Raw genomic sequence first — 19,675 nt, 5'->3', positions numbered from 1 at the left:
ATGAATGCGTTGACGGTAATCATGATAATTGGAAATAAGACAAATTCAAACATTCGTTTTCAAATAATGAAGAAAAAATCATATTCTTCTCATAAAAAACCGTCCCGGAGGATTACGAAACTTGACAAAACAGACTCCTGAAAAAGATAATAACGCCTTCATGAAGCAATCTTTTCTCATCCCGGCAGCCGTCATTCCGGTTCTCTGCTGCCTGTCCCACTGCACCCGCAAACCGCTTCTGCCGGATTACACTCCCCTGTGCTCCGGAGCGGTCCCCGGGGAGCAGTCCTCCCGCCTCCTGCAGCCAGGAGAAAAGAGAATCTACCGGGTGGGACCTAAAGGCGGCATATATTACATCAATTCCCACAATAAAAAAGTTTACATCAAATCCAGGCGAACTCAATAGAAGAACTGTCCAGCCCCGCATTACTTTCCAAATGGGAAACAAATAATTACCCGGACGCGCCCATATCTTACTTTTGAGAAAATATTCCTCCTAAAAAACTCTCCAGGCTTATTTTCTTCTTGCCAAAACGGAAGAGGGCGGCTAATGTCTGCCGCACCACAACATCAAATGGTGTCGGTAGTTCAATGGTAGAGCCCCAGATTGTGATTCTGGTTGTTGCGGGTTCGAGCCCCGTCCGACACCCCATCCCCTTTCCTTTCTAAAAAAGAGCACCTAGGTGCTCTTTTTTACTATCCAGCCCCCGTCACGCATGCGCAATCCAGAATTCGTCAAAGCCGCTTTTTCCGCCATTGCACCGCGCTATGTGGCCACCAACCATGTGCTGAGCATGGGCGTGGACCTGCTGTGGCGCCGGCGCGTCGTCCAGCTCGTCTCCGAATGGAAGCCGGAACGCCTGCTGGACCTGGCGACGGGAACCGGAGACCTGGCCCTGGCCCTCCTGAACGCGATGCCGGAAATTCACCTGACCGGCTCCGACTTCTGCCAGCCCATGCTGGACGTGGCGGCCAAACGCGGGCTGGACAACCTGGTCTGCGCAGACGCCATGAACTTGCCCTTCCCCTCCGCCTCCTATGATGTGGTCACCGTCGCCTTCGGCCTGCGGAACATGGCCAGCTATCCGGACGCCCTGCGGGAAATGGCCCGCATGCTGCGGCCGGGAGGCCACCTGCTTATTCTGGACTTCTCCCTGCCTGAAAACCTGTTGAAAAGCCCTTACCGGTTCTACCTTCACCGTGTTCTTCCAGTCATCGCCGGGTGGATGACCGGCCACCGGGAGGCTTACGATTACCTGGCGGACAGCATTGAAGCCTTCCCCAGCGGACAGGCCATGAAGGACCTGCTCCGGGACTGCGGCTACCGCAACATCACGGCGGAACCTCTGAACGGAGGGATAGCCAGCATTTACACGGCCCAGAAATGAGTGCGGGAGACGCGAGAGAAGGCATCATACGCGGCAAGGCATCGCGGGCCCGCCTGGGCGGCAAACTTGCCGGACTGTCCCTGCCCCGCCAGATTGCCGTCATTGCCTTCTGGCCTTTCCTGGAACAACTGCTGAGCTTCTTCGTCACCTCGTCCGACCTGTTCATCGCTACCAAAATAGGCGTGGACGCCCAGGACACCATCAACATTTCCGACGGCATGGGCGCCGTCGTCTTCCTCATGTGGTTCGGCTTCGTCATCCAGGGGTCCATCATGATGGGGGCCACGGCCATCGTCTCCCGCATGACGGGAGCCAGGGACTATCCCCAGGCGCAGCACGGCCTGCACCAGGCCGCCATGCTGGGGCTTCTTGCCGGCGTCATCTCCTGCGGCCTGCTCTTCGCGTGCAGCGGCTTCCTGGTCACCCATGTGCTGACCATGAATGAAGCCGCACGGGCCTACGCCCTGCAATACGTGTACGTGGCCGCGTTCGCCGCCCCCTTCAGCGGCGTGGTTTTCGCCATTAATGCCGCCCTGCGCGGCTCTGGAGACACCCGCCTGCCCTTCTGGATCATGATGTGCGTGGGCATTCTCAACGTCATCTTCAGCGTCACCTTCGTCTTTGCGGACGCTCCGCTGGGCGGCTGGCGCATCGGAGGCATTGCGGCGGGAACGGTTTGCGGCTACGCCATCAGCATGTGCGCGCTCATCCTCATCATGCTGAGGCGCAAGAAGAAAATATTTGCGGGACGCCAAAACGACTCCCTGGAAGAACTCGTCAGGGAAAACGGAGAGCACTACGCACCGCCCCTGTATCTTAACTTCTCCAACTTGTGGCCGGACATGGGCATGCAAAAGCGCATCCTGAAAATCGGACTGCCGCAGGCCGTGGAAGTCTTCGGTATGTGGGGCATCCAGATGTTCTGCCTCTCCATCATCAGCGAGCTGCCTATCAAGGGCGTGCTGGGCGTCCACAACATCGCCGTCCGCATTGAATCGCTCAGCTTCCTTCCCGGCTTCGCCATCGGCATGGCGGCCTCCACGCTGGTGGGGCAGTACCTGGGCGCCCGGAACGCGCTCATGGCCCGCATCACCATCTGGAAATGCATGCGGTACGCCATCATCTTCATGACCGGGCTAGGGGTGCTCTTCTGCGTTTTCCCCGCCCTCTTCATGGAGATATTCTCCAACGGGAACATGACCCTCATTGACACCGGCATACCCGTGCTGCGCACCATGCTGCTGGTGGAGCCTTTCTTCGCCGCCTGCATCGTGATGAAAATGTCCCTGCGCGGCGCAGGGGACACCCGGAGAGTCATGTTCATTTCCTACGGCATCATGGGCTTCTTCCGCGTCGTCTGCACCTGGGTGTGGTTCAAGCTTGCCCCGGAAACCATGACCCTCTGGGGCATCTGGCTGCTCTTCGCCTTTGAAATGGCCGTCCAGTCCGTCATTCTCTACAAAATCGTCAAGGGCCGGAGCTGGACGAAACTGCAGGTCTGAGCCTTTTTCCGTCCTGCGCCGTCCTCCCTTCCGTTTGCAAATCCAAAACGTTTACCGCAGGATAAAAACTTTGCTTTTCCCTTCCAATTCTGCTAGCATTCGTCCACGTTGTTCTTCAACGGGCTCGTAGCTCAGCGGTTAGAGCAGGGGACTCATAATCCCTTGGTCGTAGGTTCGAACCCTACCGGGCCTACCAAAACAAACCCCTGCAAGTTAAACGCTTGCAGGGGTTTTCCATTGGTATGCTCAAGCGGAAAAAACCGCGGGCCGCTCCCGTCAGAACTGGTAACGGTAACCCAGATTGATTCCCCAGGGCATGGTGTATTTTTTGCCGAAGGCGGCGTCATAGCTGAAGTGCAGCTGGTTGCGCGCATCCATCTGCCAGATGACGCCGGCGCCGCACCGGAAGACGGAGCCGTCCATGTTGGGCCGCCATTGGCCGTCCCCGGTGTTGACTCGGCCCCCGCTGCTGGCCTGATGGATGCCCTCCGCCGTCACGTAGGGCTGCAGCGCGCCATGTTCCCCAACGCTGAAGGTGCGGCCCAGGTTGACTCCGTAGCGGAAGTTCAGGACATCCGTGCCGCCCAGTTGCGTCTGGAAGGGATTGGCTCCCGTGGTGCAGTAGCCGGCTCCTTCCCCGTGGAAGTAATTGAGCTGAAGCTGCGGTTCAATGAACCAGTCATTCCTGAACCTGAACATTTTGCCCGCTTCTATGGAGGAGCCTACCGCCCACTGGGTGTAGTCCCCGCTGGTGCGGTTGAAGCTTTCATCGTAGGCCCTGAAGTCATGGTAAAAGTGCTGCGCCTTGATGACCAGGTCCACGTAGTAGCCGTGCCGGTTGATCCAGGTGCCGTAGCCGCCGAAGTAGAAGCTGTCCGTGTCCCCCTTGGCTCCCGGCGCCCGGAAGTCCTTGCGCGCGCCGCCGTACCCGGCAAAGAGCCCCGTGTACAGGCGGTTGGCCGGGTCCAGCTGCCAGCCCCGGTCCACCCCGATGTCGGAACCGTAAATGTAGTCGCGGTAGCTGGAGCCGGTGGCTCCGGAACCGACGTTGTACCGGCTGCCGTAGCTGCGGATCCAGAAGTTGTCCACCCAGTTGCCGCTCAGGGGGCCGTTCATGCGCAGTTCACCCATTCTCCGGGTCAGCGTATCCGTCTGGGTGAACCAGAGCAGGCTGATGTCCGAGATGCCCAGGATGCTCTTGCCGGTGTCGTTGACATCGCCGGACGGGTCCTTGGAAGAGTCGTAGACCAGGAACCAGTCTTCCTTGTGGTTGCCTTCCGCGTCCCCGGCCTGGACCACCGCCTTTCTCATGCGCACGTCCGTGCTCCCGTGGAAGGAGGTTTCTCCGTCAGCGTTCCCGGCGTTCGTTCCGTCCACGTCCACCAGCTTCAGGGAGAAGGTCCGGGCGTCCGTCAGGTCGGTCAGCGCATTGCGCTTGATGATGATGTGGTAGGAGCCGGAAACGGAACCGCCCACCTTGATCATGTCCGTTTTCATGGCGGCCAGGCTGACGTTCATCCGGAAGGAGCCGGGAATGTCGCCGTCGTTGTCCATGTTTCCGGTAACGGTCAGCGTCTTGAAGCCGTCCGCGCCGCTGTCCATGAAGTCGATGACGCCGCTGTTCCGCAGGTTCGTCAGGGTGGAATCAGCCGTCATGTTCCAGGTGCTGGTGCCGTCCACGGCCAGGGAGGCCGGGTCAATCATGCCCGTCAGGGTGGTGCCGTCCGCCAGGCGCATGCTCACCGCGGATTCCGGGGCGGCATGCACGTCGCCCCGCACGTCCTTCACGTTGCTGAACACGGCGTTCAAGGAGCCGCTGCCCCTGGCGTCCAGCAGGCGCTGGCCGTCACGGCCCACCGTGTAGCCGGCCATGTTCCGGACATGGAGTTCTCCAGTGGCATCCTCCGCAGCAAAAAGGGTGTCTCCGCTGCTGCCGATGTTGCCGCCGTCCATGTTGACGCGGGAATCCCCCTTGATCGTGACGAGCGGCTTGTTGGCATGGGCGGAAGCGCCGTTCATGGTCAGCACGCCTTCTTCCACCGTAGTCCCCTGCTCGTGCAGGATGCGGCCGCCCTGGAGGGTCAGTTCCCCGGCGCCCGTTTTCACCATGGTTCCGGTCCCCAGCATATCCCCGCGGTAGGTGCTGTCCGCATCCGCCGCATTGCGGAGACGGAGGGTGCCTTCTCCGTTGAAGAGCACCTGCCCCGCTCCCGTCAGGCTGTTGACGTTCTGGTTGGTGCCGTTCATGTCGAACGTCGATCCGCTGCCCAGGACAAGCTGCCTGCTTTCCCCGATGATGTGGTCCGTGGCGGTCTCCGCCCGCAGCGTGGTTCCGTCCGTGACGGTGGTGATGCCGGTGAAGGTATTGCCGCTGTGGGAAAGGGAGATCACCTTGTTAATGTTTCCGGACGCGTGAATGGTCAAATGGCCGGTTCCGGCAAGGTGCGCGGAGAGGTCCGCCGCCGCGCCGGTGGCGTCTTCATTGTCCAGCACCAGGGTTTTGCCGTCCCGGATGTCCACCTGCGTCAGGATGTACCCCACATAAAGGCCGTCCCTCTCCGCGCCCAGGCTGACGCCGTAGTTGTAATGCCCCGTCGCGACGACTTCGTCGCCATGCCGCAGGGAAACCGTCTGTTCGGTGGCGTCCATCGGCATCACGGCGCCGGAATCGCTGTCCACCACTTCCAGGGAAGCGGTGCCCCCCTGCGCCTGTCCCGCAGCGGTTTCCACCAGCTTGACGGGAGCCAGCTCCCTGCCGTCCGGGTCAAAGGCCATGGAGGGGTCTTCATGCGTCAGCAGGTTGGCCGTCGTGTCCACCGTCGTGTCAATGCCGGTCAGCAGGCCCGCATTCACCTTTACCGTTCCGCCCGCCACCGTCAGCGTGCCGTTGGAAGCCACCAGGGAAACGTGGTCCGCGGATAGTCCCGGATGGGCCCCCGTGTGCTGAACGCAGGAGAAGTCAAGCTCGCCCCCGCGGAGGGTCAGCCCACCCAGGGCGTTTTGCCCGCTCCCCCGCCCCACGACGGTGTGGCTGCCGTCCGCCAGTTCCAGCGTGGCTTGGGCAAGGGCCTGCACGTTGCCGCTGCCCGGTCCGTCCAGCCTGAACGTGGCCGTCCCCAGCGTGACGGTGCCCGTGAAGTTCCGGCCCGTATCGGCGGCATGGGATTCCCCGAAGGCGAATTCCTCTGTTTCAGAGAAAAGGTTGACCACCAAATTCCCGGAGCCCGCCAGCGCATTGCGCCAGACATAAACGTTTCCTTCCGCCGGAACGGCGCTGCGAAGGGTCAGGGCTCCGTTCAACAGAACGTCCGCTCTCTCGCCCAGATTGGCCGCCCGGGTGATGGAAACGGCGGCTCCCGCCTCCACGTTCCACAAGGCTCCGTTTTCCCCGTCAAATCCGGAATTGTCCCCGGAAAGGAGCACGTCCGCTCCGGAGAGCACATTCACCCTGCCGGTTCCGCTGATATCGCCGGAAAGAATGAGGGAAGAACCCGACACGTTTACCGTTCCGCCGTTGGCAATCCGGTTGACGAATTCTCCCGTGGCCTTTTCCCCCAGCGTCAGGACGCCGGAGGCCGTTTCCACGGCAATGTGCCCGGTTCCCAGCCCCAGCACGTGTTCCAGCCTGATTTCTCCGGCTTCGATGGAAGTAGAGCCCGTGCGGCTGTTTTCCGCATTCAGGACCACCGTTCCTTCTCCCTTCTTGACGAGTTCCCCGGCGTCCGTTCCATCGTCTGACAACCGGTTGGAAAGGTTCCATTCCGTGCCTTCCGAGGCGTCCAGTTCCAGAACGCCGCCGATGCTTACGGCGGCCTGTCCCAGCGTACCGGAGCCGGCAGCCGTGAGGCGGGAGGACGCGTCAATCGTGAAAGAAGAACCGGCCCCCAGCCGGGAGTTGTTTCCGGCCAGCGTCCATTCCGAATTCGTCAGACGAATGGCCGCGCTTTCCCCTTGCAGCGTTCCGCTCTGCGCGCCACGGCTGTTGACCAGGTCCAGGACGCCGCCGGGCTCGGAACCGAAGGTGACCGTATTGGACAGGTCGCCGGAGGCGGCACCCGTGATGGACAGTTCCCCGTCCAGCCGGATCGCGCCTGTTCCCAGTCCCTTGAAGTCCGTCAGCCGGGCGGCGTTTCCCGCCTGAATGTCCACGGCGGCATTCAACTGGCCGTTGGCTCCGCGGACAACCGTCGTCGTTCCGTCGCCGCCCAGGGTGATGCTTCCCCGGCCCGCCAGCGCATTCTCCCCTTCCAGGGAACCTCCGCCCAGCAGGGTGAGGGAGCCTCCGGCCGTTCCGCCCAGGTGCAGGAAACTTCCGTTGGCGACAGTCATTTTTCCAGAGACGGTCAGAGCGCCTCCTTCCAGCAGAATGCTGCTGCCGTGGTCCATGGCCGCCGTTCCGCCCAGCGCGGCCTGACCGCCTTGAAGATTCATCAGGGCGTCATTGTCCAGCGCGGCGGCTCCCGTGAGAACGAGCCTGCCGGAAGCATTTCCCAGGTCCACCGTACTGCCGGAGAGGGCGGCGGAGCCGCGCACTTCCAGCTGCCCCCCGTTCATCAGGAGTTCCGCCCCGGCTCCGGTCATGGTCAGGCCGCCGATGAAGTGGCTGTCCCCGGTCTGGGTCTTGCCGTTCATGTCCACCTTCGTTCCGGCGGCCAGTTCCAGCTCACTGGTGTTGCCGAAGGCGTTGTCGGCGCCGTAGGTGACTTTTCCGCTGCTCACCAGGGTTTTGCCCGTGTAGTTGTTGGCGGCGTTGGCGATGATGATGCCGTGCTCCCCATCGTCAAAGGCGTGGAATTCAAAGCCTCCCCCCACGGAGGGGGCTCCGGCTTCCTCTCCCTTGGCGGTGCTGGTGAGCTGGGCGCCCATCACGTTGTTGCTTTCCGCGGTGTTGGCAAGCTGGTAGAGCGTGCCGGCCGTGTAGGAATTGATGCGGCTCAGGCCGTAGCCCAGATAGATGCCGTTTTCTCCGGAATTCGGGGCGGCGTCCGTCTTCACCGTCATGATGTAGTCATACACGGCTTCGGCCACTTCCCGGCTGCCGGAGTCGGTCAGCTGCACGTATTGCCTGATGCCCGGATTCCCGGTGACGGTGCCGTCCTCATTGGTGAAGGAAAGCTGGGCGCCGTGGACGGGCAAGGCCGTGCCTTCGGCCCGCACCACCTGATGCTGGTAGGCCTCTGCGTCGTGGTTGTCGTCAAAGAGGGTGCCTTTGGCGTCCGTGATATGGATGGACTGGGGAATGCGCATGGCGACCATTCCGCCGCCGTCCACATTCAGGTCGTCCACGGTCAGCATGCCTGCGGGGGCGCCCTTGGCGTCCGTGCCCACCTTCAGAACGCCTCCGTTCATGGTCAACCCGCCTATCCTGTAATCACCGTCGATGACGGTGGAGCCCCGGCCCGAACCGGAGGCGGAAAGTTCCAGCGTTCCGTGCTGAAGGACTCCCCGGCCGGAAGCGTCCGCCGTGGAAAAGACGTATGTCCCGTTCTTCATGTCCAGTGTTCCCGTAAAGGAATTCCCCGCCGCCGGCGCACGGTCCGCATCAAAGAAGAACCGGCTCTCCTGCGTGCCCAGCACGGCATGAAGAATGCCGTTGCCGGACAGCTTGTTGGCAAACAGCAGGTCCGCGTCTTCCGCATTCGTTCCGGAAAGGGTCAGCTCCCCTCCGTTCAGGAAAATGGAACTGCCCGTGCCGAGATTGTTGAGAACATGGTCCGGAGAAGCCGCGTCCCGGAGCGTGCCGGCGGCGAGGGCCCCGCCCGTAATTTCCCAAGTGCCCGCAAACGCGCTGTTGTCCGCGTCCAGCGTTACCCCGCGGCCGCTGACCAGGACCGTTTCCGCAGCGGTTCCGGCCAGGCGGTTGAAAAAGGTCTTGTCGGAGAAGGCCAGTTCCAGCAGGCTTCCGCCCGCCAGGGTCACTAGTCCGGCGCCCAGGCCTCGCTCCCCGCCCTCCCCAAGCACCACTCTGGTGCCGGAAGCGCGGCGCAATGCCCCGCTACCCGTGATCACGGTACCGCCCGCATACGTATTTTCCCGGCGGATGTTCAGCGTGCCTCCTCCGGTGACGGCCAGAAGTCCCTGGCCGCTGATGGTTCCGCCCGCCGTAACGGTGCGGCCGTTCGTGTCCAGAACGCCCCGCTCCCGTCCCAGGGAAATGGCGTTGGACCACTGGAGGTCGTTCAACGCGCGGATGGTCCCGGAACGACCTTCCATGTTGATCAGGGCGTTCCCGGCGGAGGCGTCCTGCCCCAGCTCCAGAACGGCCCCGTCATGCAGGTTGACCTGCCGGAAGAAATAGTTGCCGCCCAGCAGCGCCAGCGTTCCGTCCGCAACGGAAACGGTTCCCGCGAACGTGTGGTCACGTTCCGAGACGAGCCTTCCCGTTCCCAGCTTTTCCCACGTTCCGGCAGCGGACCCGGCCACCACGTTGTCCAGGGTTCCGGCCGCATTGACTTGCAGCAGCCCTTCCACGGCAATGGCGCCGGCGGAATCTCCCTTGCCCAGGGCATTTGCATGGGTCAGCAGGAGGGTGGCATCCCGGCCTACCGCCGTCTCCGCCTGCACGGAGTCATTGACCCCGGAAATGGTCAGCGTGCCCAGGTTCAGGTGAAGCGTCCCGGCTCCGGCAAGCGCGCCGTTCCCGGCGATGCTGCCGCCCCCGGCAACGGACGGCGTGCCGTCATCTGCATTCGTGCCGATGGTCAGAGCGCCTTCCCCGCCGTTTGCAGTTCCCAGGAAAATGCCGCCCCCGTGGCCGATGCTGACGCCTCCCGTGTAAGCCGCATGGCCGTTCAGGTCAAGCACGGCATTCGCGGAATCCGCGATGAGCAGGGAAGTGTGGCGTCCGGCGCCGCCCAGGGCGGAATCGCCGCCCAGAACCAGCCTGGTTCCGGCCTCGATCGTCGTCGTTCCCGTATAGCTGTTGGTCCCGCTCAGCAGGATGCCGCGGCCTCCGGCGGCATCCTTGAAACTGACATGGCCGGACCCCGCCCTGTCCGCCCCGGCGGGGTCATTCCCGTCCGCCAGCAGGGATTCCAGGGTATAATCCGTCAACGCAACGCTCAGTTCACGCGAAGAGTCGTCCGCATCCAGCACAACCGACAGGGTGCGTCCATCATAAATTTCCACCCGGGAAAGTTCCCGGTAGGCCACCAGGCGCGTTCCGTCCTCCGTTCCCGCCGACCATGCAGTGACGCCGCGGGCGACTTCCGCGCCGCCCTGCACGATTCCCTGCCGTACCGCCTGGAGATCCGCCTGGGTTTTCCCGCCCAGGCGCACGCCGGACAGGGACCACAACCCGGCTCCGCTGACGGCAGTTCCGCTTTCGGCAAGCAGTACGGTGCCCGGTCCGTCAAAGAAGGACAGCCTCCCTCCGTCGTAAACGGCATGTTCGCTGAGATTCAGGTTAAAATCCGTATTCCCCGTCAGGGTGATGGAGCCGGCCTGCAGCCAGGCGGACGCTTCGTTGTCCGCATCCAGGGTCCAGTTCATTTCCCCTCCGGCAAAATTCACGGTTCCCTCCAGCGTTCTGGCGCGCAGGGCCGGGTCTGCCTGGGCTACGGCCTGAAGGGACCCCACGCTCCCGGCAGCCGTCTTCAGATGGGAGACGCTGTCCCCATTCATGAACCATTCCATTTGTTCGTCAACCACATAGGCCGTACTCCGCATTTCCACGGTTCCGGTGAATCCTTTTCCCAGGTCTGCGGCACGACTGCCGAAGGAGAATTGCAGCGGACTGCCATCTTCCGGGAGGCGGTCTTCCGAAAGGTCGATGACCAGCGTGCCTTCTCCCAGGATGTCGTTCGCCAGAGTATAGGGGGCGTCCTGGCTGCCGATGTAGAACATGGCGCCTCCGTGGATGCGGACGGAACCGTTCAGCGCCCCTTCTCCGGTGATTTTAAGGGTGCCGTTTTCCACGACGCTGCCGCCGGTATATTCCTGCGCGACAGTCACCAGCAATGTTCCGGTTCCCCGCTGGACAAGGCTGCCTTCCCCTGCCGCCGTTCCCTGGTAATGGATGTCGTCGCTGCGGTTGAAGGCCAGGGCCGCTCCCGAAGCCACGGTGAGGGAAAGGGAGGGATCAGCCATGGACAGGATGGAACCGGTCCGGCCTCCGTTCCCCACCTGAAGCGTCCCTTCCCGGACGGAAGTGCCGCCGCGGTAGGTATTCTCTCCGGTAAGAACCAGCGTGCCTTCTCCCGTTTTTTCCATAGTTCCGCCGCTGATGATTCCCTGCTGGACAGCCGCCTTTCCTTCATCCACGTTCAGCAGGCCGCTGCCGTTGATGGAGACGTCATTCCCCAGCTCAATGCCCTGGCCGTAGTCCAGAACAGTGCCGTCATTCATCGCCAGGGCTCCGTCTCCCAGGGCCTGGCCGTGGGCCACGGTGAGCGTTCCTTCTTCCAGGATGCTCCCTCCCGTAAAAGCGCTGCTCCCGGACAGGACAAGCCGGCCCGTTCCCCGCTTGACGAGGGTTCCCTGCCCGCTGACGCTTCCGGCATAATCCATGCGGTCGCTGTGATTGAACACGAACTGCGTTCCTTCCGCCAGGCTGGCGCCTGCCGCGAAACCGGCCCCTGTTCCGCCGTTGCCCAGCTGCAGAACGCCTTCCCTCACTTCCGCCCCTCCGGTAAAGCTGTTCCGTCCGGTCAGGATCAGGGAGCCTCCTCCGGTCTTGACCAGCCTGCCCTCTCCGGACATGACGCCGGCCAGCACGGCATCCGTGGCGGAAGAACCGCCGTCCGCCGTCTGGACGGTCAATGCCGTTCCGGCGGACAGGGAAAAATTGTTCAGCACTCCGGTCAGGCTGCGGTCAATCCGTAGGGTGGAATCCCCCAGGACCTCAATGGCGCTGTCGGCATTACCCAGGGAGGAATTCCGGGAAATGGCCAGTATTCCTCCTGCCATTTCCGTTCCCCCGGAGTAGTTGTTGTCTGCCGACAGCACCAAGGTCCCGCTGTTCAGGCGGACTCCCCGGGACAGCGTATTGTCCAGTGTGCTACGCCATTCCAGGAGTCCCAACCCTCCCTTAGTTATATTGCCGTCACAGGAGAAATGATGGCCGTCGCCGATGATGAGCGAGGCTGAAGAAGCTACCGTGATCACCACGTCTCCGTCAATGCGGCTGGAATGGCCGCCGCGGTGGTCCAGCAAAAGCGAATGGGAGCCCTCGATGGCGACGTTTCCGCTCATGGCGATTTCATTGCTGAGCGTCCGGTCCTGCCGCCAAGCTTCCAGCGCGCCGCCGCGGAGCGTCAGAACGCCCGTGCCTACGGCTCCGGAAGAAACGCTCTGGTTGGTCAGGCGTTCGTCCTGGTTGATCCGCAGCGTACCCTCATTCAGGAGGAATCCCCCGCTGAAGGTGCTGTTGCCGCTCAGTGTCAGGACGCCGGCTCCGTTCTTGCTGATCCTGTAGGTGGAATCACTGTCGTGGAAAACGGTCCCGTTGATCTCCAGGTCCGCCCCCTCTTCGTTGGAAATCTTCAAATGGCTGTCCAGGCGGACATTCGTGGAAATAAGGGCGTCTGAATTGCCCGTCATTTCAATCCCGGCGTCAAATCCGGATTCCGGCGTCTGGGCCAGCACCAGAGTGATGCCGCCTGCGGCGCCCCTGATTTCAAACTGCTGGTTCCGCGTGCCGCTGAATTTCAGGTCGCCCACGGTCCGGTCCGCCGTCAGCACGGCGACGGTGCTGGAATCAAGCGCTTCATTGCCGAACGTGACGGAAGCGTTGATGATGTTCGGCACCTGGCCGTCCTTCCAGTCCCCCTGGTCGTCCCAGGAACTGCCCCGCGCGCCCGTCCAAACGTACGTGGCGGCGTACGGCAGAATCTCGTAATGCCCGTCCACCCAGACAATCCGGGCCCCGGTGCTGTACCCTTCAAAGGAAATGTTGCCGATGTACTTGGGGCTGTCCGCGCCGTAGCCGGCCAGCAGCAGCTGGCTTCTCCCGCCGCCGGCGATGTTGCCCTTCCAGCCTTTGATGACAAGGGTGCCGTTTTCATCCCAGGCGCCCAGGCGCCCCGCCTCCATCACCACGTTGCCGGAGGCGGCCGTGCCGCCGAAGTCCAGCGTGGACATGGAGGAACTGCCCAGAGACAGGGTGCTCCCCGTTCCCAGGGACTGGCTCATCCTGTTCAAGGCCAGCGTCCCGCCGTTGAACGTCATGTCCGTTACGGAACCCAGCGCCTTTTCCAGAGCCAGGTTCAGCGTGCCTGAAAGCAGGGTGACGTCTCCGCCCATGTAGGCCCTGAGTGTAACGCTCCTGTCTCCGGCGTCGACGACGATCCGGCTGCCGCCGCTTGCGGAAATCATGCCCTGCCCGGCTTGTCCGTTCCTGCCTGCCAGGGTCTGGTCAAAAGCCGTTCCGTCCCCCTTGCGGCCCAGCAGGAGGCTGCCGCCGCCGGTGACTTCAAACGTGCCGCGCGCCATTTCAAAAAGGCCGTCTTCCAGATAGACGTTCTTCTTCTGGGCGCCCGTGCGCACCAGCAGAAGCCCGTTGAGGCCGTCCAGCAGGATTTCCCCCTGGCCGAAGGGGGTGACGCGGCTGCCGTCCGCCATGGCGCCGATGACCATATCCTTGTCACCCAGCGTGGTAGTGACCAGGCCGTAATTGCCGATGACCAGCGCGTAATGGCTGCTGTCCGGATCATAGCCCGTGCCGAGGAAGCGGCTGCCATGGCCGTCATCCGTATCACCGGAAAAAGTCTTGGTGCCCAGCAGCTCCAGCTCTCCTCCCTGGCCGGCCAGCCATGCCTTGTAATTGGTGGAATTGCCGTCCGCCAGAATGCCGCCGTTGGTCAGGTCGTGCGTCTCCGCGAAGGAAACGATCACGCTGTTGTAAATCTTGCTGTTCCAGGCGGTCTCCGCACTGTTGACCGTGAATTTCCGCTGGTTGTAGGAAAGCCCGGCGTTCAGGTCGGAGGCTCCCGCGCCGTTCAGGTTCAGAGTGATTACTCCTCCCGGCTGTTCTGCTCCGGCAACGCCTCCTTCCTCTACCAGGGAGGAGAAGATCAGCCCTGCATGGAAACGGAACAGGTTGCCGAGCGTACGCACCGACCGGCCCGCTTCCCCCGAGTAAGCCTGAAGGTAGGACTGTGAAGCCGCCGTGGCGCTGGTCCACGCGTAAACTCCTATGGCCTGGTCCCCGAGCACGTTGTCGGCGCCGACGGACACGCGCCCCTCCAGGTTGTTGTAATCGTAGTCCTTTACTCCGATGTTAAATTCCTTGAACACGTTGTCCGGATTGGAGAAGCGGACGAATTCGGTTCCCCGCACCGCGACGGCCGCCTGGGAAGCGTCCACGCGGGAATTGACGACCAGCATGGTGGGGTACTGGCCTCCGGCGTAATACTGCCCCGTGTACAGGAGCCTGTCCGTGGAACCGAAATCCAGGGAGTTGGCGGAATCCAGCGTCAGGGAACCCTTTCCGCCCATGAATCTCAACTCTTCCGAGGTCCCCAGTTCAATATTGTTGTGAAGGACGTAATGGACGGCGGTATTGGTTTCAGGCGAATAAACGCCCAGGCTGTGGTACCGCCCGTTGCCCAAAAAGATGGTTCCCGTCCCCAGGGGGCCGGACTTGATGCCCGCTTCCGGATGCGCCGGATCATTCAGGATGCTGCTGGAGCCTACCTTGAGCGTGACTGTCCCGCCTCCCGTCGCAGTAATGCCGCCGGAAAAAGTGTTCTGCCCCAGGAAAACACCCGTAAGGGAGGTAGTGGACGTGGTTTTGAACTCCAGCATGGAGGGGACATCCCCGTCCGCGTCCGCAACCGTGTAATTCTCCCCGAAGGTCAGCGTGGCGCCGGAATCGGTGGAAACCGTCTGGAGCGGGCCGTACAGAAAGCCGTCCACATCGGAAGCGTCGGCATCGTTGAACGTGATGTTGCCGATGAGAATCCAGGACTTGCCGTCATCGCCGTTCGTGGCTTTCAGATGGAGGTCGTTTCCTACCGTCCGGATGGTATAGCCGGTGAGGTCCTTGCCTCCGAAGCGGCCTTCTCCGTCCACGGTATAGGCCCCCGCCCCCAGCGCATGGTCATGCGTGATCTCCAGCCTTCCGCCCCTCTGGATGACGCCTCCGGTAAACGTATTGTCCCCCTGGAGGCTGATGGTGTTCAAGGTTCCCTTGGAAGCGCTTCCCTCCAAAATCAAGGCGCCGGAAGAGCCGTCGGCCGCGTTGCCGATGCGGCCGCTCAACACAAGCGTCTGGTTGTAGGCGCTGTGGCTGACCAGCAGGCCGCCGAGGGAGATGACCATGTCAGCCCGGATGTCGGGAGACATGGCTCCGGCCATGAAAATCTTGGCGGGAGCGTCCCCCTGGCCTTCCCACGTCAGCACCCCCCGTTGACCGTCGGAAGAGGAATCAATGCAAAAACTGGTGGATTTGGCGCCTTCAAAATTAATCTGGGAAAGAGTGATATCCTCCGTCAGCAAAATCGTCTTCTGGTCCAGGCCCGCATCCTGGTCACGGAAAATGGCGATGTTGCCGCGGGTGGCCGGCACCTTGCCGCCGAACCAGTTGGCGGTGAGCGACCAGGACCGGCTGTCCGCCCCCCCGCCTCCGGTCCATTCAAAAGCGGCGTCCCCGTTCGGAAGCAATTCCCATTTCTTCAAGTCTTCATGGTAATAAAGCTCCGCCCCGCGGGTGTACCCGGTAAAAGCCACCTGGTTGAGCTGGTCCGCCGTCAGGGCGTTTGCCGTCAAAAACCAGACATGTTCCGATGAAACGTCCGGACTGCCCGGCGTATTCCAGGTGCCGGAAGCGTTTTCTATATTGACCAGGTAGGGCAGTCCGCCGTTGGTTCCCCAGTTGCTGACTTTGCTGAAGGTCAATTCCCCGCCTGAACCCAGCTCCATGGTCGCGGCGCCGTTGATGGTCAGCGTGCCGAACGTATTGCTGACTCCCTGGGAGCTGATGATGGAGCCCCCGTACAAATCCAGAGTGGCGTATTCCCCAGCACGGAGGCCCTGAATCTGGTTGTCCCGCGTCAGGGCGAGCCGTCCGCTGGAAAGCCTTACATTGGAGGCACTGACATGGCTGATCGTTTCCTCCAACGTGGAGGTGTACCCTGTACCGTTGATCATCAACCTTAAAAGACCGTCCAAACTGGCTTCGCCTCCGTTCAGGGAACGGACGGAGACGTCCCCTTCCACGGAACCCGAATCATGGCGGTCCATGCTCAGGATCAGGGAGGAGGACCCGCTGTTGAGAAAGTCAACCTGCCCTATCTTCAAGACCTGCCTGCCGTAGGAATTGATGGTCACGGAGCCTCCGAAATTGACGTCGGTCAGCCGGACTTCCTGCGACTTCCCTTGCAGCCACAGGGTGCCGCCGTTTCCGGAAATGTTGACGCCGTTCCGGAAATCCACGATTGTCTGTTCACCGCCCCGGATGTAAAAATTGCCGCTGCCCGCAAAGGTGATGTCGCCCGTGCCGGCGTAATTGGCATTCTGCTCACGTTCCCCGAACACCATGTAATTCAATCCCTCGCCGTCCGTGCCAGTGGCGTCCGCCGCGTACAGCGTATTGCCGTTCAGGGTCAGGCCGCCGCTGAAACTGTTGTTACCGGAAAAATTGTAAATGCTCACCACTCCTCCCGTGGGCGGCCCCAGCACCAGTCCCCCTGCGCCCTGAAGGTCGCGGCCTTCCCGGAAATACAGGCTGCCGGCGCCTGAAATGGTAAACACGCGGTCGAGATGGATCACATCCTTGACGGAGTTACCGGAAGCGGTGAACGCTACCATCCCCTGGGCAAGACGAAAATCATTCTGGATGACAAGCTGGTTGCGGAGTTCCGCGGAATTGCCGTTGCGGCCCAGCGCTCCGCCCTTGATGATCAGGGAACCGGTGCCCAGCACGCCGTTATCCGTCAGCATCAGGGTTCCGGACTCCAGAATGACGTTCCCGCGGTATTCCGTGTTACCCTTCTTCCGGATTTCCAAAATGCCGGATTCCCCTGTGATCACCAGGTCTCCGTCCCCCTGCAGGGCGCCGAATAGCTGCATTTTGCCGTTCTTGCCAATGAACTTCAGGCCGTTTTCCCCGATCAGGATGTTGTTGGAAATGCTGTAAGTATTGTTTTGAGTTCCCACGTACAGTTCCGCCTGGCTCCCGTTGTTGTCAAAAAACAGAACGTCGTTCCCGCTGAGGGAAAAGGACCCGGCCACGTCGTCCGCAATGGTCATCTTGCCGACTACGAACTGTCCCGACGGGGAGTTCAGCTTAATTCCCTTGCCCCGCAAATGGGGATCAAGATTGGCAAACACCATCTCCGCCCCCGCTCCGGCAGGCGCGCGGTTGGCGTCCCAGTTCCCGCCGAAAAGGGCATTCGTATTGGTGGACTTGCTGATGCCTTCCCCCAGGTAGGCCTGGCCGGTCCACGTATAAACTCCCCCCGTATTCACGGAGGCGGGGCGCAGTTCATACGCATCTCCCCGCGCGGCAACCTCAAGCCCCATTTCATCGTTGTAGCCCAGGAAGTGGACCCGGGAAAACCAGGATTCCCCGCTGACGTCATGGTTGAAAAGAAGCTGGTCGTGCCCGTCCTGCCAGCCTTCCAGCGCCAGGTGTCCGGCGCCTCCGGAAAGGCTGTTGCCGGTAAAGTGCAGAATGCCGCCGCCCGAACCCGTTCCGTTGCTCAGCACGATGGTGGACCTGTCCGCCCAGACGGTGCTGGAAGTCCAGGACAAATCGGAAAAGGAAGCGGAAAATCCCCGCGTGTCCAGTGTGGAGGTTTTCCCCAGGGAAAGGGACGGTTCTCCCCCCAGCTGTCCATCCGCGCCCAGCATCAATGTGGAATGGTCGGAAACGGAGGCTTTCGCGGCAAACAGGCCGCCCAGGGAAGAATCCAGCGTGACGGAGTCTCCGGAAAGCTCTTGAAAGCCGAACGTCAGCTCGCCAAACGAGCCTTGCAGGCCGGAACCGTACAGGGTGGCGGAGGAACCGAACTGGACGTTGGGAAGATGGGAGGCAATCCCCTCGTCAATATGCACGTCTCCCCGCAGGATGAACAGGGTGGGAGTGGTTCCGTCAGTTCCGCCGTCCAGTTCCGCGCCTTCTTCCAGGTGCACGGAGGCGCGGTTCATCAGCTCAAAAACGCCGCCGCGGTCCAGGCTGATTCTTCCCCTGACATACACGTCACGCCCGGTATCCGGTGAAAGTTCCAGCCTGCTATTCTCTCCAATGATGGAAAGGGTTCCGGTTCCCAGCGGCAGGGCTTCCCCGTTCTCCGCAGGACCGCCCAGCACATAATCCGCCCCCCTGGCGGTAACGGCCGCGACGCCGTCCCGGACGGAAAAGGAACCGAACGCATGGCTGGTCCCCTGAATTTCAAAACGTCCCAACCCGGACTTGGTGAATCCGCCCGTTCCGGCCGTGGCTACGGTGCTGCCGAATATGAGGCTGGTATTCAGCTCGGTATCAATGCTCCTGTCGCCGTTCAAATCAATGGTCACCTGGTTGCGGGGCGCCAGCGTAATGGCATGCTGCCCGGTGATATTCAAATTGGTGTTCAGCCAGGAAAAATCGTTGGTCAGGACCAGGTCTTTCGTAAGCGCCTGCAGGGAAACGACCTGGTTGCGGAGACCTTCGTCGCCCAGAATCAACACGGCCCCGCCCAGGGACTTGTCGCTTCCCAGATGAAGGGAGCCTTCCCGGACATGGACCTGGTCAATATAGCGGTTGTCCGCAGCCAGCGCGAGAGTGCCTGCGCCGTCTTTGGTCAGCGTATTGATATACGTGGCCTCTTTGCGCATTTCCACGCGGGTGCCGGCGTCCGCATCCACGTTCAGATTATGGTAAAGGTTGGAATACGTGCCGTTGAAAATGACGTTGGAGCGTTTGGAGATGATGGTGAAATCCTGGTCGGTGGAAATGGGAACGTTCAGGTTCAGCGTCATATTGCCGTTCAGGGACATGCCGGGATTTTCCTTGCCGAAGTAAATTCTCGCCCCGCTCCCCGTCAGCGTCAGCGTCTTCTGGTCGTCTGCCGTGCTGACCAGCTGGTTCAGGTAAACGCTGCCGCTCAACGTGATGGTGGTAGCGGCGGACAAAAGCGTGTTGTTGAAAACAACGGTATCATACCGGGCGTAATTCAGGCCCGGCGCTTCAGCGGGATTCCAGTTGGAAGCCTCCTGCCAGGAAGCGCTGGAGGAAGTGGAGGACCAGGTGAATTCATCGGCACGGGAAGCCGCGGCCATGGCGGCCAGCAGCAATGAGGCAAGAAAAAGCGGCAATCTCAATTTCATAAGGGGAATGGGGTATGTGTTTAAAAATGGGATAGGGGATTTTTAAAAGCAGGGGGAGAAAAACGGCCTTCGCCGGGAGCAAATGCCGGTACGCGGATTTGAGCGCATGCGGGGCGTTCCGAAGAACAGCATGCGTTCACGTCAAAGGCCCTGGAACGGGCAGCCGGACTCAAGAATCCGCAAATGTAGAAATAAATGCTACTCTACCATTTACAAAAGCCGGGGCGCCTTTCTCCACGTTAAAGTTGTTTTACCGGACATAACCAACCTTGTGCCGGGAGGAAGGAGCACAACCGAACAAAGCCGATGGAGGAGAGTCGGCCACAGGACAAAAAAAACTTTCTTTAATGAAATAAAGGAATATCGGCCGCAGGGGCGCCGGAAAAGCGGCGGAAGCCATCTTTTCCCGCCGGGAGCGCCAAAGGAAGGAGAAGGCTCTCCCGGGTCCGGACATATGCTGCGCCGGCCCGGCACGGACACAGCCTGCCGGGAACCGTAAACACAGATGAATGGCGGTATTCCCATATTCGTGCT

Annotated in this window: 3 protein-coding genes and 2 tRNA genes; 4 read left to right on the top strand and 1 reads right to left on the bottom strand. The window is 61.4% G+C overall.

All coding sequences use genetic code 11. The features are described 5' to 3' along the window. Nucleotides 1–577: 577 nt before the first annotated feature. The 4 genes from HHJ06_RS05685 (at nucleotide 578) to HHJ06_RS05670 (ending at nucleotide 3,086) form a co-directional block, all read left to right on the top strand. Nucleotides 578–652: transfer RNA gene (locus tag HHJ06_RS05685), tRNA-His, on the top strand. Nucleotides 653–716: 64 nt separating this feature from the next. After that, complete coding sequence (locus HHJ06_RS05680; protein ID WP_215428386.1) at nucleotides 717–1,388, top strand: ubiquinone/menaquinone biosynthesis methyltransferase; 672 nt, start codon at nucleotides 717–719, stop codon at nucleotides 1,386–1,388. Continuing rightward, on the top strand, nucleotides 1,385–2,890 hold the full coding sequence (locus tag HHJ06_RS05675; RefSeq protein ID WP_215428385.1) for an MATE family efflux transporter: 1,506 nt from the start codon (nucleotides 1,385–1,387) through the stop codon (nucleotides 2,888–2,890). The genes HHJ06_RS05680 and HHJ06_RS05675 overlap by 4 nt, the downstream gene beginning before the upstream one ends. Before the next feature lie 120 nt (nucleotides 2,891–3,010). Beyond that, nucleotides 3,011–3,086, top strand: a tRNA-Ile gene (locus HHJ06_RS05670). A gap of 80 nt (nucleotides 3,087–3,166) precedes the next feature. Here the strand turns inward: HHJ06_RS05670 and HHJ06_RS05665 are convergent. After that, nucleotides 3,167–19,141: an autotransporter outer membrane beta-barrel domain-containing protein gene (locus tag HHJ06_RS05665; protein ID WP_215428384.1), complete on the bottom strand. Its 15,975-nt coding sequence runs from the start codon at nucleotides 19,139–19,141 to the stop codon at nucleotides 3,167–3,169. Between the last annotated feature and the right edge of the window lie 534 nt (nucleotides 19,142–19,675).

The organism is Akkermansia muciniphila (assembly GCF_018709685.1).
Lineage (GTDB): Bacteria > Verrucomicrobiota > Verrucomicrobiia > Verrucomicrobiales > Akkermansiaceae > Akkermansia > Akkermansia muciniphila_E.
This window is presented reverse-complemented; position numbering and strand designations above follow the sequence as displayed.